Origin of the sequence: Pseudoalteromonas sp. A757 (assembly GCF_004103285.1) — a bacterium.
GTDB classification, from domain to species: Bacteria; Pseudomonadota; Gammaproteobacteria; order Enterobacterales; family Alteromonadaceae; genus Pseudoalteromonas; species Pseudoalteromonas galatheae.
The window spans coordinates 107,725-130,053 of sequence record NZ_QNQN01000072.1 but is presented as its reverse complement, the minus strand read 5'-3'; the positions used below and the strand labels follow the sequence as shown (position 1 = coordinate 130,053).

The following is a 22,329-nucleotide window of genomic DNA, read 5'->3' as shown; positions in this document are numbered from 1 at the left end:
CGAATAAAAAAACGGAGCGACAAGCTCCGTTTTTTTATTCCAAATATATACAGCTCAACTTGCTACATTAAGCGTGTTCTTTTAAGTGATTAATCACAACCTCGTGATGATCTTTGGTTTTAAACTTATTGAACACGTGCTTGATGGTACCGTCTTGACCAACTAAGAAAGATAGGCGATGAATACCATCATATTCTTTACCCATAAATTTCTTTAGTCCCCATACACCGAACTCGTCAGCAATAGCGTGGTCTTCATCCGAAAGTAAGTCAAAATTCAGTTCTTTTTTGTTTTCAAAGTTCTTTAACTTTTTCACAGGATCTGGACTAATGCCGACGGCGATCGTGTTTAAGTCAGCCAGTTCAGCTTTATGGTCACGCAGATTTTCAGCTTGTACAGTACATCCTGGAGTCGACGCTTTGGGATAAAAATAGACTAACACTTGGTGAGACTTTAGCAGGGTAGCAAGCTCTACAGTCTCGTCATTTTGATTTTGCAGTGAAAATAGTGGCGCTTTATCACCAGCTTTTAAAGTATTCATAGTAAATCCTTAGCGAATGCGTCTAAATATATAGTCTACGTTTAAGGAGTGAGAAAGATCTTCGAACTGAACTTTAAAGTTGTCAATATCCACATCCACAGGGATATTAAACTCAAGCTCGCAGCGCATGTGTAGTTCGTCATCTTGTTCAAAGGTATCGGACTTCAGTGAACAAATATTCACTCCTTGAGCTGCGAAATAGCGCGTTACTTTACTTAACGTACCAGGAGTATCTAGTCCTTCATATTCCAAAGTATAACCTGCACTGTACTCGCCTTGTTGATGGCTTGCGGTGCGTTTCATCATAGTTAAGAGGCCAAGCTCCATCCCTTTGGCAGGTAAGGTGTGCTCGACACGACTAATAGACGCCATATCACCGGCAAGTAGCATGATAAAGGTAAATTCATTTCCCAATATCGCAATTCTACTGTCAATAATATTACAATTGCAGTCACTTACAAGCTGTGTCAATTCGCCAACAATACCAGATCTGTCTTCTCCAATGGCGGTTAAGACAAGTTGATGGTTTGCATGCATGGTCATTTTGGAACCTCTGATTTCACGTAATGCGCCCAAGGTTAATAATTAACGCGAAATACTACCATATCTGAGTTTTAGCGCTAGCGCGTTGTAATAAAAAATAGAATTGTGCCTGCAAGGCATGGTTGCTTGTTTTTCTAATGTATGACAAGTAACATAGGGCAAAATTTTGGCTATGAAATACGTGTTCCCAATATATTTGGTGGAATATTCGATGTCATAGCACTAACAATTCAGAGATTGTCAATTTTTGGCAACTTTGTGTGAACCAATTCGGCAATCCTAAATCATAACTTTGATTCGAATAACAATAGGGTTTGCTAAGGAGTAAATGAGTGCAGTATTGGATCCCAAAATCACTGGTTCTTGGAATTGCCGTGAGCCTAAGCGGCTGTAGTATTTTCACAAATGATGCACATCATGAAAGAAATTATCGTGCAAATGCTCCGGTGAAAGCCCCTGAAGGCTTGGCTCAACCTTACCGAGATCCTGAGTTTGCAATGCCAGTTGGTCAATATGAAAACACGGCCGAGCCTATAAGCTACCGTGCACCGCAGCAAGTTTTGACAGTTGCGCAAGGCAGTTGGGTCGAGCAGGGTGAAGACGTCGCAAGGATCTTTTTTGATAAGAATGACGGTATAGAAGATTTACCGGCATTTATTTGGCGCGCTGTGGATGGCGTTGTAGCAATGCACAACGCAGGGCTTGAAAGTGATAACAAAGCACAAGGGACAGTGACGACAACTTGGTATTCTCTGATCAAACCAAAAGAAGGCTGGTTTTGGGAAGAAAGTGTAGAGCCATCCAAGCAAAAGTTTAAATTTACCTTGGAGCAAAAAGAGCACCAGCGCACCGCATCACTTCGTGCGGAGTTGGTCGATTATCAAGGTGATGACGAGTTAACTGCGCTTCTAAAGAACCATTTAGAAGTACGAGCACTTAATGAAGTTGTAACCGAGTTTGACTATCAATATCGTCTACTACAAGTTGAAATGCGTAAGCGCCAAGGGGTACTGGCACTTGAACTTGGTTTTGACAAAAATGGTGATTCGGCGCTATTGACTGAAAAAGGTCAAGAAGCGGTGCTTGATCGTTTCTCTAACTTCCTCGAAAGAAGTAACTTTACGGTTGTCCGTGTTGATAGGGAAAAGCAGGAAGTCTTGGTACGTTACGAAGCGCCTGAAAGCAGCGTTTGGGACTCTATCTGGGGTGATGAAGCAGTTGTATTGCCAATAGACAATGGTGATTACACGATAAAGATCGCGCAAGCGCAGGATACGCGTACGTCAATTACTTGGAGGGATAGCGAAGGTAACGTACTTGATGCAAACACTATGAATAATCTGCATCAAGCCTTAATCACTTTGCTTAGGCAAAAAGGTCTAACGATTTAATAAATATAATAATTTAAAAACGAAAAGAGCTTCGGCTCTTTTCTTTGTTTTTGTGGAAGTAAAAAATGACTGAGAGCACTATGACACCACGCTCCACTTTACAAACGTGGTTTGCGTTTATCGTACCGTCATTGATTGGTATTTTTTTGTTTATGACGCCGGTGGCGGTTGGGGAGGCAATGACTATCCCGATTGCAGTGATGGCAAAATGGTTGCAAGCGCAACTAGCCCATTTTATGAAAGATATGATCGTTGCAATAGTATGTATTACAGGGATCATGAGTCTGGTGGTTAAACTTCTAAGACCCCAAGCGCTATTAAAAATAACCATAATAAAACACCTGTTCGATGTAAGCTGGATTTGGTTAATAACCCGACTAGTTGGTATGGTGTTTATTGTGCTTACCTTCAATGGTGTTGGTCCAGAAGCGATCCATTCGGAAAATACAGGGGCGTTAGTGCTCAATGACCTTTTGCCCGTGCTATTTTGTGTATTCATTTTAGCCGGACTATTGCTGCCACTCTTGCTTAACTTTGGCTTGCTTGAGATGGTTGGTACGCTTTTGACTAAAGTGATGCGACCATTATTCGGCGTGCCCGGACGTAGTGCCGTAAACTGTGTTGCATCTTGGCTTGGTGATGGTAGCGTCGGTATTCTGATGACCGCTCGCCAATACGAAGATAAGCATTACACACAACGAGAAGCAGCGATCATTGGTACTACATTCTCTGCGGTTTCCATCACCTTTTGTTTAGTCGTTATTGGTCAAGTCAAACTGGAACACTTGTTTGCACCATTTTATTTGACCGTATGTGCAGCTGGTTTTGTTGCAGCGATTATCGTGCCGCGCTTACCACCGCTCAGATTTAAAAAAGATATTTATGTTGATGGTAGCGATCATAATGAAGATTCGGAAGCAGTGCCTAAAGGGAAGGGGTTGTTGAGTCACTCTCTAGATATAGCACTTACTAAGGCAAAAACAGCACCAAGTATTAAAGGAACGGTAAAAGAAGGCTTATATAACGCATTGGATATGGTTTTTGCTGTATTACCAGTAGTAATGGCTGTTGGTACATTTGCGTTGATCATTGCTGAGCATACGCCAGTATTTCAATATTTAGGTACGCCTTTCGTTCCTTACCTCGAGTTACTCAATGTGGCAGAGGCAGAAAAGGCGGCCCAGACAATCGTTGTTGGCTTTGCGGATATGTTTATTCCGTCAATTCTTGCCGCAGGCTCCATTGAAAGCGATACCACTCGATTTATCGTCGCTGCCATGAGCGTAACTCAGCTTATCTATATGTCAGAAGTGGGTGCGTTACTGTTGGGCAGTAAAATTCCGGTGAACTTATGGGAGCTATTCTTAATCTTCATTTTAAGAACGCTTGTGACTTTGCCTGTCATTGTCTTCATGGCTAAGTGGCTGGTTGGTTGATCCTATTAGAGATGAGCAATTTATGCTGATTGCTCATCTCTAGCTTCATTTGGGTTATGACACGAAATAACCTGAACATGAGGCATCATAACCTGTTGATATCTTTTTTCACTTGATAACCCTCGTCCGTTACAATTTGTTCCAAAGTAGCAATTCTAGATTTTAACGCGTTTATTTCCGATTGCAGCTGTTCTCGTTCTTCTTTACTGTGAGAATCCATTTTTTTAAATTCTAAGCGGCGTTTATAAATCTCACTGATTATTCCGCTACCAACACAGATAAGCACAATGAGAAAAACCATCGTAGTGCCAGACATAATGCATTTACTCCTTTGTTGTTAATAAGTGATACCAAGATAAGTTTATTGTAGTGTAGACAAGTGACAATAAAAAATGGCACCACGATTTATCATCATGATGCCATTTAGTGTTTTATAAAGTGAACTGACAATTGTCAGTTAACACTCAATAATATTTACTGCCAATCCACCGCGCGCGGTTTCTTTATACTTGGTTTTCATGTCGTTACCAGTATCAAGCATCGTTTTAATCACTTTATCTAGTGACACTTTTTGATCGCCCGTACCGCGCAAAGCAAGACGAGATGCGTTAATGGCTTTAATAGAACCCATTGCATTACGCTCAATACACGGAACTTGCACAAGCCCACCGACAGGGTCGCAGGTTAGGCCCAGATTATGCTCCATGCCAATCTCGGCGGCGTTTTCAACGTGTACGACGTTACCACCCATGATTTCGGTTAGAGCACCAGCAGCCATTGAACATGCAACTCCTACTTCACCTTGGCATCCAACTTCAGCACCAGAAATAGAAGCATTCTTCTTATATAAGATCCCAATTGCCGCAGCAGTAAGAAGGTAACGTGTGGCAATCTCTATATCCACTTCTTTGATAAAAGTGTGATAGTACATTAACACCGCTGGAAGAATACCGGCTGCGCCATTAGTTGGTGCGGTCACTACGCGGCCGCCTGCTGCATTTTCTTCGTTAACTGCTAGTGCAAACAAATCCACCCAATCCATTGCGCGTAGCGGATCTTGGTGCGTTTCTACACTGAGTTTTAAATACAGGCTAGGTGCACGACGACGAACCTTTAAACCGCCCGGTAAAATACCTTCGGTTTTCATACCACGTTCAATACAAGCTTTCATCACCTGCCAGATATGGAATAGCGTATCTTTGATTTCAGATTCTTTACGTAGCGTTTTCTCGTTGGCCATCATTAACGAAGACACACTGAGCCCAGACTCTTTACACATTTCCAGTAGCTCGGCGGCTGAATTGAATGGGTAAGGTGCGGGGTTTTCTGTTCTGATATCTAGCGCTGCTTGCTTTTCAGCTTCAAAATTCTGGTCGGTAACGATAAAGCCGCCACCAATCGAGTAGTAAATTTGGCTATGAGCAAGCTCTTCGCCTTTGTATGCTTTAATTTCCATTGCATTGGAGTGCTTAGGCAGCGTTTTTCGACGGTGAAAAACAATCGCGCCTTGCTTAGGAAATTTTACTTTATGTTGCTTGTCGAGATAGATAACCTGTTCATTTTCTATGGTTTCTAAGATCTCTGGTACCAGATCTGCATCTATGGTCTCAGGGTCGTAACCCGCAAGTCCCAAAATAACAGCTTTGCCAGAGCCGTGGCCAATTCCTGTTTGGCCTAAAGAACCGAACAGTTCCACTTTCACCGAAGTGATATCATCAACGATGCCTTGTGCCTGAAGGTCTTGTACGAATAACCTAGAAGCACGCATTGGTCCCACTGTATGAGAGGAAGAAGGGCCAATACCGATACTAAACATATCGAATGCACTGATCATAAATTTTACTCACATTGCCTTTAAAACGGACGCCATCATAACGTGTCTAATTAGGGAAGTAACCCATAATCGGCAAAAGTATATGCCAGTTTTGCAGTAAGCATGATAGAAAGGTCTCTAATCTGCAAGGTGGAGGTGGATTTTAAAAAAAGGTCTTACCAGTTAAGGGCTAAAATAGGGCGGTGAACTGTTTGACGATTTTTGCCGTTGCGCCCCACAGTAAACCGTGCGCTGTCATAAACCCGTCGAGTGAAACGGGTTTGCCTTTATTGGTAAAACGGAAGGTTCGCCAATTCTTGGCCGTGCTTAATTGGTTTAATGGCACTGTAAAGGTTTGTTGCACTTCGTCGCTTTGATTTACCCAAGTCGCATCTTGTTGTACAGAAGCTACAACGGGAGTGATTTGGTAACCGGTGAGTGTTTGCATAAACGGTAATATGCCCAGAACTTGAGACTCAGAGATTGTCAGGCCTATCTCTTCTTCGGTCTCGCGCAGTGCAGTGTTGATGATATTACTATCTTGTTGTTCGACTTTGCCGCCAGGAAAGCAAATTTGACTTGGATGGCTTGGTAATTCGCTGCTGCGTTTGCAAAACAACAGGTGGGCACTAGCATTTACATCAACAATAGGAATAAGCACCGCACTTTGCTTGAGAGGATGCAGCGTGGTTGGTGTTTGCGCCATGATGGGGGCTAACATAAATTGCGATATAACCTGATCAATCTTCATTCAATACCGGGAGAATTTTATTCACTTTGTGGTAAGTCTCTTCAAACTCTAACTGAACTTGAGAGTCTTTGACTATACCACCACCTGCCCAGCAATGTATCCTATTTTGATGACAAACTAGGGTTCTGATAGTGATAGAGGTATCCATATTACCACAGGCGCTAAGGTAGCCGATTGAGCCACAGTAAACGCTTCGTCTGTGAGGCTCTAGTTCTTCGATGATTTCCATGGCGCGGATCTTAGGGGCACCTGTTATAGAGCCACCGGGGAAGGCGGCTTCGAGTTGATCAACAGCGCATTTACCCTCGGCTAGTTTAGACGTTACTGTGCTGACTAGATGGTGGACCGCAGGAAAACTCTCGATTGCAAAGAGTGATGGAACCGCAACAGAACCCGGCTTGGCCACTTTACCTAAGTCGTTACGTAGTAGGTCAACTATCATGACGTTCTCGGCTCGGTCTTTGCTGCTGTTTCTCAGTTTTTCAGCTTGCGCTTTGTCGGCGTCAGTATTTGGTAACCTTGGCAAGGTGCCTTTAATCGGTTTAGTTTCTACAATGTTGTCTTTAACTTGAATAAAGCGCTCCGGCGACACCGAAACTATAGCACTGTCTCCCAAGTTAAAAAATGCAGAGAAAGGCGCTTGGTTGTGGTTTCGAAGCTTTTTATACGCGAGCCACGGAGTTCCCTCAAAGTGAGCAGTGAAGCGCTGTGCTAGATTTATTTGATAACAGTCGCCACTTAACAAATAAGATTGAATGCGCTCAAAGTTTTGCTCGTATTTTGCTCTAGTCATGTTTGACTGCCACTGTGATGTCAGTCTAAATGGCTCGAACGCTGAGGTGTCTTCGAGCCGCTGTAAATACATTTCCAACCTTTGCGTATCAGGTTGAGACACATAAAACCAAGCTTTGACTACTTTGTCATAAATTAGCGCGTCTGGATACAAGCCAACACAGGCGTCGGGAAGCTTAATATCATGTTCCGCACAATGAGATATGTGTTCAATATAACGGCCGAGATCATAGCCAAAATAACCAAGCCAACCGCCATTAAAAGGTAAATCATGGGGAGCACTGCAATTACTAAACTGGGCAAGCTTATCCTTCATCACAGTGAAAATAGATTCAATCTGCAGCTTGCCGTCTAAAAATACATTTCCGTTTTTAGCTTCAAGTAAATTAGTTGGTGCAATCGCAATGATATCGTAGCGGCTATTGATGTGATCAGAATCGCTGGAATCTAACAGGATAGCCTGAGATTCGTTTGCAAAGTGTTCAAATAATTCTAGTGCATTATGCCTAATGTCTAATTTTGTACAGTTTATTCGCTCGTTTATCATTTACTTGACCTGCAAAGCTAGCCCCAAACGGGCGGGGAGGTTATCATAGTTACCTGCTATTCCATAGTTTAAGGTATTGAAATTGACTTTCTGATGCTGAATAACAACAATTGCCAGCAAAAGTTTCAATACCAAAAAAATACCGTCGAAAATTGAGGAACCGTCATGAGTACAATCCGTCAGCAAGACTTTATTGATAGCATTGAAGATGCGCTTCAATATATCTCATTTTACCACCCACTTGATTTTGTCCAAGCATTAGAAAAAGCCTACGAAAAAGAAGAAAGTAAGGCTGCGAAAGATGCAATTGCACAGATCTTAATTAACTCACGCATGTCAGCAGAAGGGAAGCGTCCGTTGTGTCAAGACACGGGTATAGTAACCTGCTTCGTTAAAGTCGGTATGGACGTTAAGTGGGATAAAACTGACTTGACGGTACAACAAATGGTAGATGAGGGAACTCGTCGTGCCTACATGAACCCAGATAATCCGCTACGTGCATCAATCGTTGCTGATCCGGCAGGTAGTCGTAAAAACACTAAAGACAATACGCCTTCGGTAGTACACATTGACTTAGTACCTGGTGCTGAGGTTGAAGTGATGATTGCAGCGAAGGGTGGCGGCTCTGAAAACAAAACAAAAATGGTGATGCTAAATCCATCAGATGATGTTGCAGAATGGGTAGAAAAAACATTACCGACAATGGGCGCAGGTTGGTGTCCTCCGGGTATGCTAGGTATAGGTATCGGTGGCACAGCGGAAAAAGCGGCTGTGTTGGCAAAAGAGTCTTTAATGGATCCGGTTGATATCCATGAGTTGATGGAACGTGGTGCCGAAACCGCAGAAGAAAAACTGCGTCTAGAAATTTTTGAACGTGCAAACAAGCTTGGTATTGGGGCACAAGGTCTTGGTGGTTTAACAACCGTTGTTGATGTAAAAATCAAAACGGCACCAACACACGCAGCGTCTAAGCCTGTGGTGATGATCCCTAACTGTGCCGCTACACGTCACGTACATTTCACATTAGATGGTTCTGGCCCTGCAGATCTAAAAGCGCCAAAGCTTGAAGATTGGCCAGAAGTGACTTGGGAAGTGGGTGAAGATACGCGTCGTGTCAATCTAGATACTTTGACCAAAGCAGATATCCAAGAATGGAAAATGGGTGAAACTGTGCTGCTTTCAGGCAAAATATTAACTGGTCGAGATGCAGCGCATAAGCGTTTACAAGAAATGATGAATTCTGGGCAAGGTTTGCCAGATGGTGTCGATTTCACTAATAAGTTTATCTATTACGTGGGTCCGGTGGATGCTGTGGGAGATGAAGTAGTGGGTCCAGCAGGTCCTACCACATCTACACGTATGGATAAGTTTACTGATTTGATGCTAGAGAAAACCGGTCTTATCGGTATGATCGGTAAAGCCGAGCGCGGTCCAGCAACCGTCGAGTCAATCAAACAAAATAAAGCTGTGTATCTTATGGCTGTTGGTGGTGCAGCATACCTGGTGGCTAAAGCTATTAAGAAATCGCGTGTTGTGGCATTTGAAGACTTAGGTATGGAAGCTATCTACGAATTTGAAGTAGAAGACATGCCGGTGACGGTAGCCGTTGACAGCAACGGTGAGAATGCGCATACCCAAGGCCCTGCAATTTGGAAAGCACGAATTGAAGAGCTAGATAGCAAACTTAGCTAATCAAGTCGCATTGATGGAAAATGTATAGGTACTTTCCATTTCTACATTTGGCTCCGTTGTTAAATTAACGATCTGGAGTATTATTGAGGAGGCTATTAGCCTCCTTTTTTGTACTGATATGTTTACACCACTAATTTACCTTCCGTTTACGTAAACAGTAACTTCGAAAAAGTTAAATAAGTTAAATTGAAATTCTCTTATTTTGTTTTTATATGGCTAGTTATTTCTTTATCTTTCTTGTATGTGAATTGAATATTCATATTTATTTTGAATTAGGTTTATATCATCTCAATTTGTGGAATGGTGCTAGAGTTAGTGATAGAGTCTTGCCAATTTCAGCGCTATTTGCCCTTAGTGTGGTACTGAACGCAAAGTCACACGTAAGAGCTTACCCGTATGGGATAGATAATTTTTGGAGAAGAAGAAAGTGGCTGTATTTAACCAAGTTGAATTTGATAACCATGAGCAAGTCGTATTTTGTTCTGATGAAGCATCGGGTCTTAAAGCGATCATCGCAGTGCATAACACTAAGCTAGGTCCTGCAGTAGGTGGCTGTCGCCTATGGAATTACGCCTCCGACGAAGACGCAGTATATGATGTACTGCGTTTATCTAAAGGAATGACCTACAAGAATGCGGTTGCACGGTTGCCATTTGGTGGTGGCAAATCTGTGATCATTGGCGACGCAAAGACAATTAAGTCAGAAGCATTGTTTAGAGCATTTGGTAAGCAGCTAGAGCGTTTAGGTGGCAGTTACTACTCAGCAGAAGATGTAAACATCACAACAGGTGATGTGATGGTAATGCACAAAGAAACAAACTACGTAATGGGCCTTGAAGGTAAAAGTGGTAATCCCTCTCCGTTTACTGCGTTAGGTACATTCCTTGGAATTAAGGCAGCGTACCAGCACAAATATGGTCACCAAGACTTGGCTGGTATCAAAGTTGCCGTACAAGGGCTTGGTGCAGTAGCTTACACTCTATGTAAACATCTTCATAACGCGGGTGCTGAGCTATTTGTTACTGATATCAACGAAGAGTCAGTACAAAGAGTGGTCAATGACTTTAATGCTACCGCTGTAGGCATCGACGAAATTTATGATTTAGATGTTGATGTGTATGCGCCGTGTGCACTAGGTGCTACAGTAAACGACGATACTATTCCACGTATTAAAGCGACGATTATTGCAGGATGTGCAAACAATCAGCTGGCAGAGTCTCGTCATGGTGAGATCATTCGTGAAAAAGGCATTTTGTATGCACCAGACTATGTCATTAATGCTGGTGGAATCATCAATGTTTACTATGAAACAAAACCTGAAGGTTATGATGAAGCTGCAGCGACAAAACACGTTGAAGGTATCTATGATACACTAACCGAAATCTTTAAGCGCTCTGAAGATGAGAAAGTTTCAACACATATAATTGCTGACAAATTAGCACAAGAGATTATTGAAAACGGTCTATAATAACAGCGCCGTTTAATTACCAGAGAGGGGCAAATGCCCCTTTTTTTGTATGAAAAAGAAAATATCGCTAGATACTTGGCCTCGCCAAGAACACTTCTCCTTCTTCAATGATTTTGCCCAACCTTATTTCACCGTTACCGTCAGCTTGCAAATGGAAAGGGTGTACGAAATGAGCAAACGTAATACCGTTCCATTTTCGCTTAGTTGTCTATACGCACTACAGCTGGCATTACAAAGCTATACCCCTATTCGTTACCGTATAGAGGCAGGAGAGGTGGTTGAATATGATGCTGTAGAAATTAGCAGTGTTTTTCTGCGAGGGGATGAAACCTTTAGATTTGTAAGGCTTTCACCTGAAAGTGATTTCAACCGCTTTATTAGCGCCAATATTCATAGCAAAGCCGAGCAACTAAATGGACCGCTTATCAGTGAGCAATTCTTGATGGAAAGTCAGGTGCCAAATTGTGTTCATGTATCTATACTTCCATGGTTATCTTTTTCCAGTTTTGGTCATGCGAGACACAGTAGAGATGACTTCGGCATACCAAAATTTGTGTTCGGAAAATACAATAAAGCCGATGGTACGATGCCATTTTGTATTGAAGTCCATCATGCGCTAATGGACGGGCTACATGTCGCTGAGTTCGTAAAGATTCTTCAGGAAAAAATAGATCAAGCTATTTGGGATAGATAAACAAATTTTGCGTTAGTTGGTAGAAAGTGAAATAATTTGCGCGCTACGCAATAAAGAAAACCCTTCTATATGTTTGTTTTTAATGTTTATTCATTATTTTTATTTGGAATATCTATTCAGTTTATTGGAATAAATTTGATGTAAAATATTGTAAATAGCGTATGCAAAAGGTTGGTTTTACGAGGGTTGTGTATCTTTTGCTGTGTTTTTGATGTTAATTTTTTGTTTTGTATATAATTATTACTTATTTATTGACAAAAAATGTTTTCACAGTGAAGTTGACACATCGTGTTGCATTTAGCATTATTGGACAGTTGATATCTGTCGAATGATATCAGGGTTGCTCTTAGTACGCTAAGAGCGCGAAAATTATAAAAGTAACATTACTTAATTGGTTGGGAACTATGTCTGTTAAAATCAGAAAGAGCCTTGTAGCTACGGCGCTTTTAGGCGCGACAGCTTTTGCAAGCAGCAATGTGATTGCAGATCCTTTGAATGACATACAAAAAGTAGGTCAGCAAACTCAAACGGCTGCTAAAAAGTCTCAAGAAAAGATTGACAACCTATATGGTCAGTCTCAAGAAATGATCGCGGAATACCGCGGCATTATCGACGAAACAGAACTGCTAAAAGTGTATAACGATCACGTTGCACGCCTTGTAGCAGACCAGAATGCTGGTATCGAGTCTTTTGATCGTCAAATTGGTACTATTGATAAGACAAAACAGGACGTTGTGCCTTTGATGTATCGCATGATCGATACGCTTGAGCAATTCATCAAAGCGGACGTTCCGTTTAATCAGGAAACGCGTCTAGAACGTGTTGAAAGACTTCGTAGCATCATGACGAATTCGTCAGTGACTACATCTGAGAAGTTCCGTCAAGTGCTTGAAGCTTATACGCTTGAAACTGGTTACAGTACAACAATGGTAGCGAGCCAAGGTTCACTTGAACAAAATGGTAAAAATATCAATGTTGACTTCGCACGCCTTGGCCGCATCGCATATGTTGCTCAGTCGTTCGACCAAAAACACGCTTGGGTGTGGAACAACGACACTAAGCAGTGGGATCAACTGGGTGAAGAGTATCTTAAGCCAGTTAAGAGCATGATCCGTATTGCACGTAAGCAAGCGGCTCCTGAACTTGTAAACCTACCTATCTTTGGCGCGGAGTAATTAATGATGAAGAAACTATTTAAAGGTTTTGCAGTTGCTGCAGCGTTAACAGTTTCTGCTGGTGCCGCGCTAAATGCACACGCAAATACTGAAGCCTTAGACAAAATCCTAGAGCAGGTTAAACAAAACCGTATCTCTGAAGGCAAGATCAACAAGCAGCGTGAACAAGAGTTCTTAAGTGACCGTGCTGATAAGCAAGCGCTTCTAAACAAAGCAAAGCGTGACCTAGCTGCTGAGAAAGCACGTGGTGAGCGTTTAAATGAGCAGTTCAAGCAAAATGAAATCACGCTTGCTGAAAAAGAAGTTGAGCTAGAAAATGCTAAAGGTACGCTAGGTGAGATGTTCGGTGTTGTACGTCGTTCAGCTGCTGACGCGATCGGTTCAATCGAAGCATCACTTGTAAGTGCTGAAAAGCCTGGACGTGCAGAAGTACTTCGTTCATTAGCTGAAGCGAAAGAGCTTCCGACTACTCGTGAACTTGAAGAGCTTTGGATTGCTTTCCAAACTGAAATGACAGAGTCTGCTAAAGTTTCTAAGTTTGAAGCAGAAGTTGCTGAGTTAAGCGGTGACGTGAACGTTAAAGAAGTTACACGTGTTGGTAACTTTAACCTTGTAACTAAAGACGGTTACGTAATTTACGACGCTGAGAACAAGCAAATTGTTCCTCTTGGTAAGCAGCCAAGTGGCGAGCTAGGTGGTGTTGAGCGTCTAATCGGTGCAGCTGCTAATGAATATGCGATGTTTGCTGTTGACCCGACACGTGGTTCACTTCTACAACTAAATACGCAACGAGCAACGATGGAAGAGCGCTGGCACCAAGGTGACACAGTAGGTTACATCATCACTGCATTACTTATCTTAGGTGCGTTAATTGCAGTTGTTCGTATGCTTGACCTATTCATCGTTAGTGGCAAAATTAAAGCGCAAATCAAAAACGCGAATAACCCTAACACAAACAACCCTCTTGGCCGTATCCTGAAAGTATATCACGATAACAAAGACCAAGATGTTGAAAACCTAGAACTTAAACTTGATGAAGCTATCCTACGTGAAACTCCACGTATTGAGATGGGTGTAAACATCATCAAGATCCTAGCGGCTATCGCGCCACTACTAGGTCTACTAGGTACGGTTGTTGGTATGATCATGACGTTCGAATCAATCACGCTATACGGTACTGGTGATCCGAAAATCATGGCAGGTAACATCTCTCTAGCGCTAGTAACTACAGCTCTAGGTCTAATTGCAGCTCTACCTCTAATTCTACTTCACGCTGTTGTACATGGTCGTAGTAAAGCGGTTCTACATATCCTAGATGAGCAAAGCGCAGGTATTGTTGCTGCTCACGCGGAGAAGGAGAAAGCCTAATGTTAGTCCTGATGGAGATATGGGAATCTATCAGGGATTTTGTTGCTACAGGCGGCGATGTATTGTACGTGGTCGCGATAGCACTCTTTCTAATGTGGGTTTTAATGATTGAGCGCTATTGGTTCCTACTCGGCGAATTTCCTAAGTTACACAAGGATATCGTTGCTAAGTGGGACGCCCGCCAAGATACTACGTCTTGGTACGCACACAGAATCCGCGATGCTTGGATTTCTGAAGCGTCTGAAAAATTAGATGAGCGCATGTTGATTATCAAAACATTGGTTGCGATGTGTCCATTAATCGGTCTTTTAGGTACAGTGACAGGTATGATCACAGTATTTGAGACAATGGCTACTCAAGGTACGGGTAACGCACGATTAATGGCTTCAGGCATTTCAATGGCTACGGTACCAACAATGGCTGGAATGGTTGCGGCACTATCAGGTGTTTTCTTTAGCACGCGTCTAGAAGCACGTGCAAAAATGGCTAAAGAGAAGCTAGTTGATAGCTTGCCTCATCACTAGAGAGAGATTGAACTATGGCACGTAAACAACGTTTTCGTGAAGAGGAAGATGCAGCAGTAGATATGACGCCGATGCTAGACATCGTATTCATCATGCTTATCTTCTTCATCGTAACCACTTCTTTTGTTAAAGAAGCTGGTATTGAGGTTAACAAGCCAAAAGCGGCACAAGCACAAAAGACAAAGAATGCGAACATCTTTATCGCAATCCGTGAAAACGGTGAGATTTGGATGGATAAGCGTCAAGTTGATGTTGAGCGTGTAAGTGCTAACCTTGAAAGTCTAATGGCTGAGCAGCCTACTGACGTGGTAATTATTCAAGCCGATAAAGGTGCGAAGCACGGCGTAGTTGTTAAGGTTATGGACCAAATTAAAGCGACTGGCGACAACTTGAAGATTTCAATAGCTGGAGATCAGTAATGATTCGACTTCTGTTTTCACTTCTAGCAGGTGGGGCAGTAACTCTCGGCTTGTTCTTTTTCATGTCATATCTTATCTCCGGAGGAGCGGATAGGGCAGATGTTCAAAAGGAACAGATAGTCGTCGAGATTATGTCGAATCCACCTGAATCAAAGGTGCAGCAGCGGAAGCGTGTCCCGCCTCCGCCGCCGCCACCGCCAAAGCAGCCGCCTAAACCGCAGCCGCCTCAGCCAGACACGGCTGATCCGTCTGCTGGTAATATCGGCTTTAACATGCCTAGTATTGATCTAGGTGGTACAGCAGGTGGTTTATCTGGACCTGGTGAATTCGGTCGTGATGGTGATGCAACACCAATCGTTCGAATCGAGCCTAAATATCCGCCGCAAGCTGCACGTGATGGCAAAGAAGGTTGGGTACGTTTATCTTTCACTATCAATGAGCTTGGTGGTGTAGAAGACATCGATGTTATCGATGCTGAACCAAAACGTATCTTTGACCGTGAAGCAAAGCGTGCACTTCGTAAGTGGAAATACCGCCCTAAAGTTGTTGATGGTAAACCCCAGAAACAACCAGGCATCACTGTTCAGCTTGACTTTAAGTTGAATCAAGGTAATTAAGGAGGCAAGACATGAAAAGTTTACCTAAGTTTACAGCTCTTGCTCTTCTTGTTGCTTTGACTGGCGGTATGTACTCAAACTCAGTTTTTGCAGCGCCAAACTATGAAGAGATAGAAAAGCGTAAAGCCGCAAAAACTAAGATCATGGGTGAGCGGGTAGGTAAGAAGGTTGCTAAAGCGTTCGATCTTTATAATGAAGAAAAAGTTGACGAAGCGATTGAAATGCTTCGTGAGCTTGACCCTTCAGATGATTTCGATAAAGCGACAGTAAATCGTTACCTAGGTCAGCTGTATGCTCAAAAAGAGAACTACAGCGAAGCGATAAAATATACTCGTCAAGCCATTGCGCCTGATGCGCTTAACTTTAAAGATCAAGGCGATCTGATGAAGTTATTGGGTGACCTTCTAATGGGTACTGAAAAGTACGCAGAAGGTATCAAAGCCTATGAAGCGTGGATGGATTTTACTGGTGAGAAAGATCCAGCAGTATATGGCCGTATCGCTCAGGGTTATTATGAGCTTAAGCAATTTGCTAATGTAATTGAGCCAGCAGACAAAGCGATAGCAGCGTCTGAAGAGCCAAACAAGCAATACTACCTGATGAAGATTGGTGCATACTTTGACCTTAAACAGTTTAAAAAGGCTGTTGAAGTAGGTGAAGTAATGGTTAAAATCTTCCCAGAGGATCCGCAATCATGGACTCGTTTAGGTGGCTTTTATTTGCAAACTGAAGATTACGGTAAAGGTTTAACCGTAATGGAGATTGCATACGATAAAGGTTACTTTGAAAAAGAGAACCATTATAAGATCCTTGGTAGCTTGTACTCACTGGTTGAAGTACCTTGGAAGGCTGCTGTTACGTACGAAAAAGCTATTAAAGATGGCAAAATTGAACGTACAAAAGCGAATGTAACCGCGCTTGCGAGCTATTACCACCAAGCTAAACACATCAGCGATGCTGCTAAATACTATGAAGAAGCTGCAAAGTTTGATGATGATGCAGAGCTTTATGGTAGAGCAGGTGGTTTGTTGCTACAGAACCAGCAATACAGTGCCGCAGTTGTGAGACTGAACAAAGCACTTGAGCTTGGAACTGAAAAGAAAGGCAGTGCATATGCCGATTTAGCAGAAGCTTACTACTATCAGGATAAGTTTAAACAGGCTTACTCAGCAATTGTGAAGGCACAGGATGATCCTCGTACTCGAAAATTTGCTAAAAGCTGGGCAAACTTTATCAAAGATAAAGCACAGCGTAGGGGCGTAAGTCTCTAATGAAAAAGCCCCGAAAGGGGCTTTTTTGATTTCAAAATCTAATGTGGAATTATGAAAAAGCATTTATTGTTCAGCCTGACTTTGGTCGCGTTTATATTCCTACCTGCTTGTAGTGAGCAAAAGCAAGTCGTAAATTATCAAGAGCTCAGAACTTCTTTAATTTCTCTTAATAGCAGTTTAAGTCACTCATCTACTGATAATATTAGTGTGTTGCCATTTACGGAGGGCTACTTACAGCTTAGACACGCGTTATTGGCTAGTGACTTGGATGACTCAGATGTTATGGCGCACAAAGAGTTAGACTACTTAAGAATTCAAGAGCGCTACCCAGAGCGTTACTTACCTTGGCCGGGTAATATTACGGTGCTTAAGAACGTAGAGAATAGGGTGAGTGGCGAAGAGCTTGAACAGTGGCTTGCATTTGTAACAACAAAGCTAAAAGAGGCCGACGAAAGTAATATTCGTCTAAACCGGTTTGAGCGAGAAGCGATAATAAAGCAGCTTGAAAATTCAGCTATTGATGCACCATCACGCTCAACGCTGCTGAGTTATTTGGGTGATTATAAACCAAGAGCGATGCTTGGGTTGCATCAGTTACCTAATGGGAAAGAGTGGTATCAATCAAAACTAAATTTTTACGGGGCTATCCAAGAATCACCTAATAAAGTTTTGGCAATATTATCAAAAATTGATGAGAAAAATAGTAAGTCAATTGTGCTCAATACAACGCTTAATACCCAACAGCCTTATATACTAGAGCTATTGCCAGCTAACTGCCAGAGAATTAGCGGGCTCAACTGGCGTGATGGATTTATTAATGTGCCTTCGACAGTAGCGAAGTGTACAAAGGCAATCGAGCAGCATAAAGCGCTGATCGTAACCTTAATGGCAGTGGATCTGGGAATTCATTATCAAGGGTGGTCCCAAAAGCAAGCATTTGTTGCGCTCAACTCAAAACTAGCGCTGAATGAACAACAAGCACAACAATTGATTGCTAATATAGTCTATTTTCCAGCGACTATTTTTGCTGCATATCCTCATTTTTTAAAGCCTTAGTCTTACAACTGCGACAGCGCTGGGTTGCTGGATCTTGCTCTAGCAACTCAAGCTCTATTATTTGCTCGCAATCGCAGCAATACCCAAACTGACCAATTTCCATTTGGCATAACGCTGCTTCTACTTTCATTAACCTGTCATAAAGTGGAAATTGTTCCGGATTTATTTTTTCCATTACAATATCTAGCCACTTATTAGGTGGATTAAGCTCTAAGGTATTGGCAAGGTTGTGTGTAAACTCGTTGGGTGAAGCTTTTAGCTCTCCCAAAAAGTCACTTCTGAGTGTGGCAAGTTCAGCTTGTAAGCTTTGCTCATAATTATGTGTGTTTTCATTCATGGGCGCTCTCCTATCCGACGTCCCATTATCATTTCAGTCAAACTTTACTGTTATGATTTGAATCAATGTCTGGAGACATTGCGTATTTCTGCAACACCTTCATGACGTCATCTTTGCTTTTAAGCGTTTTGATTTCATCAAAAAGAACATGCGCTCCGCTATACTGACGTTTCAGATAACTTAACCACTGTTTTGTTCTAGCCGAAAAGTACTTTTCACTCATATTCTCATCCTGATGCATAGACGAATGAAGAATATGGTAGACGACATTTTCCCATGAGAGCGGAGTATAATGAGTACCGTTAACATGCGCTTTAATTTTTGCTGCCAAATCGGGGGTGGCTAGCGCACCGCGACCAAGCATCAAATCTTGGCAGTGGCTACGTGTTTGGCAGAGTAGTGCATCTTCAACTTGCCAAATTTCACCGTTAGCAACGACAGGAATGGTTAATCTTGATAATAAAGGCGGGATCTTTTCCCAGTACGCTGGCGGTTTGTAGCCATCTCGCTTGGTTCGAGCATGTATCGCCAAACTCGACGCACCTCCTTGCTGAACTGCATCGACAATTTCAGTGCTATTGGCGTCATCATCAAAGCCAAGGCGTATTTTGGCGCTTACTTGATGTTCGTCTGGTACTGCATCTCTAACCGCCTTAATGATTTGATAGATTTGCTCTGGCTCTTTCAGTAAAACCGCACCGCCACGGCTTTTATTCACGGTTTTTGCAGGACAACCAAAGTTCAAGTCAACACCATGTGAGCCAAGCTTTACGGCCTTTCGTGCATTCGCAGCAAGCGCGTGGGGTACTTGGCCTAGAAGCTGCACTCTTACCGGTGTTCCCGCTCTGGTGTAGCCACCATTTAATAGCTCAGGACAGTATCGTGTAAATACTCGACGCGGAAAGGTGAGATCAACTACACGGATAAACTCAGTCACACAAAGGTCAAAGCCACCGAGATCTGTAAGTAATTCGCGCATTTTAAAATCAACTACACCTTCCATCGGCGCCAGAACTAGCTTCATGTGTTAACCCTTTAGATACAACAAAAATAAAATGGGTCATTGATGACTCATTGAAAAGCGCGACATTCTAGCTAATTGTTTGCTGCAAGTCATCAACAGGCCCAATATCCACAAATGGCAAAAAGAGAACTGATGGACTATAACTGGATGTAAGTCGTAGTGTAGTGAGTGAAACTAAAATTTCTAAAGTTTTGCGAAATAAATGTCTAGGCGTTTGGGTCTACTAATTGAATCAACTATTTTTGAGAGAGCAAATATTATGAATACCGTTAAAAAGAACTCTATTGCCCTTACTTTAAGTGCTGTTGTTGCAGGCACAGCAGGATTAACCGCGACGGACGCGAATGCAAATCCATTCAGTTTTGAAACAATGACTTCAGGCTATCAACTTGACGCAGGTGAAGGTAAGTGCGGCGAAGGCAAATGTGGTGGCGACGCTAAAGGTAAAAAAGAAGGTAAATGCGGCGAAGGTAAATGTGGCGGTGACGCTAAAGGCAAAAAAGAAGGTAAGTGCGGCGAAGGCAAATGCGGTGGCGATGCCAAAGGTAAAAAAGAAGGTAAGTGCGGCGAAGGCAAATGTGGTGGCGACGCTAAAGGTAAAAAAGAAGGCAAATGCGGCGAAGGTAAATGTGGCGGCGACGCTAAAGGCAAAAAAGAAGGCAAGTGTGGTGAAGGTAAATGTGGTGGCAACCACTAAATAAAGGCACCATTATGGTCAACCCAATGACACAATTATTTATGGTAAGGTAGATAACGTCATTGGGTAATTTCAAAATGAAACTATGCAGGCAGAGAAACCTGTGTTTGTGTAGTTCCGAACCGGTTTAAAATAATGTCTAAAGTGAGAGAGAAGTATGGCAGTGCAGTTAGGCAACTTAGGACTTGGCTTGCGCCGTGAAATGGTCGATGACGTGCTCAATGCACCGCCAAAGCAAGTCGACTTTTATGAAGTTGCACCAGAAAACTGGCTCAAATTTGGTGGCAAGCTTGCAAAACAATTTCAAGCATTGACGCAACAGCATACCTTTATCTGTCATGGCTTGTCGTTGTCGCTGGGTTCGCCCGCACCGCTTGATCGTGAATTTTTATCACAACTAAAAACATTTTTTAAACAGCATAATATCGCTACCTATAGTGAACATCTGAGTTATTGTTCGGGAGAGGGTCATATGTACGATCTGATGCCAATCCCTTTTACGGAAGAAGCAATCCATCATACCGCTAAGCGGATCCGAGCAGTCCAAGAGCATCTAGAACGCCGAATTGCGGTAGAAAATGTTTCTTATTATGCCGCTCCTGGACAAGAAATGTCGGAGTTGGAATTTACCCTCGGGGTATTAGCCGAAGCTGATTGCGATTTGCTACTCGATGTTAACAACATCTATGTCAACGCTATTAACCATGGCTACGATGCTGAACAATTCCTAGCGGCTATGCCAAGCGAGCGTATTGCATACGGCCATATAGCAGGCCATTATGTGGAAGCCGAAGACTTACTTGTTGATACACACGGCGCTGAGGTGTCTTCGCCAGTATGGAGCTTGTTAGAGAAAGCCTATGAGCTACATGGCGTATTCCCAACTTTGTTAGAGCGTGATTTTAATATTCCTCCCATGGCAGAATTATTGGCAGAAGCGGGGCAAATTTCAGCAGTACAGGCCAAATACACCAAGCGCTTGGAGCAGGTATAGCTATGTCTTTTGTAGAAACTCAGCAGCAGTTTATGGCATATATTAGAGATCCAGACAACCAACCTGCACCTGAAGGCATAGAAGCTCGGCGCTTAAAAATCTATCAAGAGCTGTTTTTTAATAATGTCGAAGGCTTCGTGAGCAGTGCGTTTCCTGTACTTAAAAGCTTGTATACCAATAAAGATTGGTTGACGTTAATTCGGCTATTTTTTGTGAAGCACGATTGTCATTCGCCATACTTTTTAGAGATTAGCAAAGAGTTCTTGCAGTTTTTACAAACAGAATACGAGCCCTCAGAAGCCGATCCTGAGTTTTTGTTAGAGTTGGCTCACTATGAATGGCTAGAGCTAGATGTGGCAACGACCGTTGAAGCAGAGCATGAGCTTTCGATTGAAGTCCAAGCGCTTACAGAGGTCGAAATGAGCTTGGCAAGTACAACCCGAATTGCACATTATCAATATCCAGTTCATCAGATCAGTAAAACCTTTCGCCCGACTAAAACAGCAGGGCAAACGTTTAGCTTCGCACTGTATAGAGACGAAGAGGACGATGTTCAGTTTGTCGCACTAAACCCGATGACGGCCTTAATGTTGTCAGTGATTGAAGCCAATGATGGTATGCAACTCACTGATATTATAAATATTATCGCGCAGCAAGTGCCTCAGTTTACTGTTGAGCAGCTACAGCAAGGAGCACAGCATACACTTGCTGAATTCGCGGATCTTGGCATTATCAAAACAAAAAACCTTTAAGCCATTGGCAACATCGACTATTATACGGCCTGTTTTTGTCGTGCTTAAACTCGGACTAGGGCGCTAGTCAATGCTTTCTGCAGCTATGCAGTTGGTGCGAGTTGTAAAATTAAAGGTAGTATCTATGTCTAAAGGTGACTTTAAAGATCCGTTCAATGCAAAGTATTTCCTTGCATTTGTTGCTGTGTTTGCTGGAGTTGGTTGTTTAAACGCGATTCTAGGCTGGGCAACAGCGCTTGCATAAGTCAAGCTGAACGTATTTACCTAGAGGCTGCTTTTTGCAGCCTTTTTCGATTTTATACTCGTATACTGCTCACTAAATTGTTCGCTTTTCCTTCATCCTGACACACAAAGTCACTCAGTCGGTTTCAACCGGATAGAAAATTGTTATAATCTCACTCTTTTGTAATAAACTTAAAGCAAAGCA

At 42.6% G+C, this 22,329-nt stretch carries 23 protein-coding genes; 15 read left to right on the top strand and 8 right to left on the bottom strand.

The window, feature by feature from the left end; all coding sequences use genetic code 11:
* Positions 1 to 67: 67 nt before the first annotated feature.
* Together bcp and DRB05_RS16195 are read right to left on the bottom strand one after the other, a co-directional pair.
* Positions 68 to 541, bottom strand: coding sequence for a thioredoxin-dependent thiol peroxidase (gene bcp / locus DRB05_RS16200; protein WP_128727849.1), 474 nt, complete (start codon positions 539 to 541; stop codon positions 68 to 70).
* Between the two features lie 9 nt (positions 542 to 550).
* The gene (locus tag DRB05_RS16195; protein WP_128727848.1) at positions 551 to 1,084 is read right to left on the bottom strand and encodes an ACT domain-containing protein; all 534 of its coding nucleotides are present in this window, start codon (positions 1,082 to 1,084) and stop codon (positions 551 to 553) included.
* A 332-nt stretch (positions 1,085 to 1,416) separates the two neighbouring features.
* On the opposite strand from DRB05_RS16195, the gene bamC reads away from it, so the two are divergent.
* Together bamC and DRB05_RS16185 are read left to right on the top strand one after the other, a co-directional pair.
* Entirely contained in the window at positions 1,417 to 2,475 is a 1,059-nt protein-coding gene (gene bamC / locus DRB05_RS16190; protein ID WP_128727847.1) for an outer membrane protein assembly factor BamC, read from the top strand.
* 65 nt (positions 2,476 to 2,540) lie between these two features.
* Positions 2,541 to 3,911 (top strand): YjiH family protein, encoded by a 1,371-nt coding sequence (locus DRB05_RS16185; protein ID WP_128727846.1) that lies wholly within the window; start codon positions 2,541 to 2,543, stop codon positions 3,909 to 3,911.
* Positions 3,912 to 3,996: 85 nt separating this feature from the next.
* Here the strand turns inward: DRB05_RS16185 and DRB05_RS16180 are convergent, their stop codons facing one another.
* The 4 genes from DRB05_RS16180 to pabB all read right to left on the bottom strand — a co-directional run bounded on the left by DRB05_RS16180 (position 3,997) and on the right by pabB (position 7,814).
* Positions 3,997 to 4,227 (bottom strand): hypothetical protein, encoded by a 231-nt coding sequence (locus DRB05_RS16180; RefSeq protein ID WP_128727845.1) that lies wholly within the window; start codon positions 4,225 to 4,227, stop codon positions 3,997 to 3,999.
* 141 nt (positions 4,228 to 4,368) lie between these two features.
* A complete protein-coding gene (locus tag DRB05_RS16175; protein WP_128727844.1) occupies positions 4,369 to 5,745 on the bottom strand; it encodes an L-serine ammonia-lyase in 1,377 nt (458 codons plus the stop codon).
* A gap of 169 nt (positions 5,746 to 5,914) precedes the next feature.
* Positions 5,915 to 6,475 (bottom strand): CoA pyrophosphatase, encoded by a 561-nt coding sequence (locus DRB05_RS16170; protein WP_128727843.1) that lies wholly within the window; start codon positions 6,473 to 6,475, stop codon positions 5,915 to 5,917.
* Entirely contained in the window at positions 6,465 to 7,814 is a 1,350-nt protein-coding gene (gene pabB / locus DRB05_RS16165; protein ID WP_128727842.1) for an aminodeoxychorismate synthase component I, read from the bottom strand. Before pabB ends, DRB05_RS16170 begins: the two co-directional genes overlap by 11 nt.
* Positions 7,815 to 7,979: 165 nt before the next feature.
* On the opposite strand from pabB, the gene DRB05_RS16160 reads away from it, so the two are divergent.
* The 10 genes from DRB05_RS16160 (at position 7,980) to DRB05_RS16115 (ending at position 18,098) form a co-directional block, all read left to right on the top strand.
* Positions 7,980 to 9,506 carry a fumarate hydratase gene (locus tag DRB05_RS16160; RefSeq protein WP_128727841.1) on the top strand — a complete coding sequence of 509 codons (1,527 nt, stop codon included), beginning with the start codon at positions 7,980 to 7,982 and terminating at the stop codon, positions 9,504 to 9,506.
* Between the two features lie 427 nt (positions 9,507 to 9,933).
* Positions 9,934 to 10,974: a Glu/Leu/Phe/Val dehydrogenase gene (locus DRB05_RS16155; RefSeq protein ID WP_128727840.1), complete on the top strand. Its 1,041-nt coding sequence runs from the start codon at positions 9,934 to 9,936 to the stop codon at positions 10,972 to 10,974.
* A 49-nt stretch (positions 10,975 to 11,023) separates the two neighbouring features.
* The gene (locus DRB05_RS16150) at positions 11,024 to 11,668 is read left to right on the top strand and encodes a CatA-like O-acetyltransferase (protein ID WP_128727839.1); all 645 of its coding nucleotides are present in this window, start codon (positions 11,024 to 11,026) and stop codon (positions 11,666 to 11,668) included.
* A 404-nt stretch (positions 11,669 to 12,072) separates the two neighbouring features.
* Entirely contained in the window at positions 12,073 to 12,843 is a 771-nt protein-coding gene (locus DRB05_RS16145) for a DUF3450 domain-containing protein (RefSeq protein ID WP_128727838.1), read from the top strand.
* 6 nt (positions 12,844 to 12,849) lie between these two features.
* On the top strand, positions 12,850 to 14,211 hold the full coding sequence (locus DRB05_RS16140) for a MotA/TolQ/ExbB proton channel family protein (RefSeq protein ID WP_128728052.1): 1,362 nt from the start codon (positions 12,850 to 12,852) through the stop codon (positions 14,209 to 14,211).
* Positions 14,211 to 14,735 (top strand): MotA/TolQ/ExbB proton channel family protein, encoded by a 525-nt coding sequence (locus DRB05_RS16135; protein WP_017218012.1) that lies wholly within the window; start codon positions 14,211 to 14,213, stop codon positions 14,733 to 14,735. The genes DRB05_RS16140 and DRB05_RS16135 overlap by 1 nt, the downstream gene beginning before the upstream one ends.
* Positions 14,736 to 14,749: 14 nt before the next feature.
* On the top strand, positions 14,750 to 15,154 hold the full coding sequence (locus tag DRB05_RS16130) for a biopolymer transporter ExbD (RefSeq protein WP_099642010.1): 405 nt from the start codon (positions 14,750 to 14,752) through the stop codon (positions 15,152 to 15,154).
* On the top strand, positions 15,154 to 15,771 hold the full coding sequence (locus DRB05_RS16125) for an energy transducer TonB (protein ID WP_128727837.1): 618 nt from the start codon (positions 15,154 to 15,156) through the stop codon (positions 15,769 to 15,771). Before DRB05_RS16130 ends, DRB05_RS16125 begins: the two co-directional genes overlap by 1 nt.
* Before the next feature lie 11 nt (positions 15,772 to 15,782).
* Complete coding sequence (locus tag DRB05_RS16120; protein WP_128727836.1) at positions 15,783 to 17,042, top strand: hypothetical protein; 1,260 nt, start codon at positions 15,783 to 15,785, stop codon at positions 17,040 to 17,042.
* Positions 17,043 to 17,093: 51 nt separating this feature from the next.
* A complete protein-coding gene (locus DRB05_RS16115; RefSeq protein ID WP_240036261.1) occupies positions 17,094 to 18,098 on the top strand; it encodes a hypothetical protein in 1,005 nt (334 codons plus the stop codon).
* Here DRB05_RS16115 and DRB05_RS16110 read toward each other — a convergent pair.
* Together DRB05_RS16110 and DRB05_RS16105 are read right to left on the bottom strand one after the other, a co-directional pair.
* Complete coding sequence (locus DRB05_RS16110; protein ID WP_128727835.1) at positions 18,061 to 18,435, bottom strand: TraR/DksA C4-type zinc finger protein; 375 nt, start codon at positions 18,433 to 18,435, stop codon at positions 18,061 to 18,063. The genes DRB05_RS16115 and DRB05_RS16110 overlap by 38 nt on opposite strands.
* 37 nt (positions 18,436 to 18,472) lie before the next feature.
* Entirely contained in the window at positions 18,473 to 19,459 is a 987-nt protein-coding gene (locus tag DRB05_RS16105) for a tRNA-dihydrouridine synthase (protein WP_128727834.1), read from the bottom strand.
* Positions 19,460 to 19,718: 259 nt separating this feature from the next.
* Between DRB05_RS16105 and DRB05_RS16100 the strand changes: the two genes are divergently transcribed.
* The 3 genes from DRB05_RS16100 to DRB05_RS16090 all read left to right on the top strand — a co-directional run bounded on the left by DRB05_RS16100 (position 19,719) and on the right by DRB05_RS16090 (position 21,902).
* Complete coding sequence (locus DRB05_RS16100; RefSeq protein WP_128727833.1) at positions 19,719 to 20,156, top strand: hypothetical protein; 438 nt, start codon at positions 19,719 to 19,721, stop codon at positions 20,154 to 20,156.
* Positions 20,157 to 20,313: 157 nt separating this feature from the next.
* A complete protein-coding gene (locus DRB05_RS16095; protein ID WP_128727832.1) occupies positions 20,314 to 21,150 on the top strand; it encodes a DUF692 domain-containing protein in 837 nt (278 codons plus the stop codon).
* Between the two features lie 2 nt (positions 21,151 to 21,152).
* The gene (locus tag DRB05_RS16090; protein WP_128727831.1) at positions 21,153 to 21,902 is read left to right on the top strand and encodes a putative DNA-binding domain-containing protein; all 750 of its coding nucleotides are present in this window, start codon (positions 21,153 to 21,155) and stop codon (positions 21,900 to 21,902) included.
* The last annotated feature ends 427 nt before the right edge of the window (positions 21,903 to 22,329 follow it).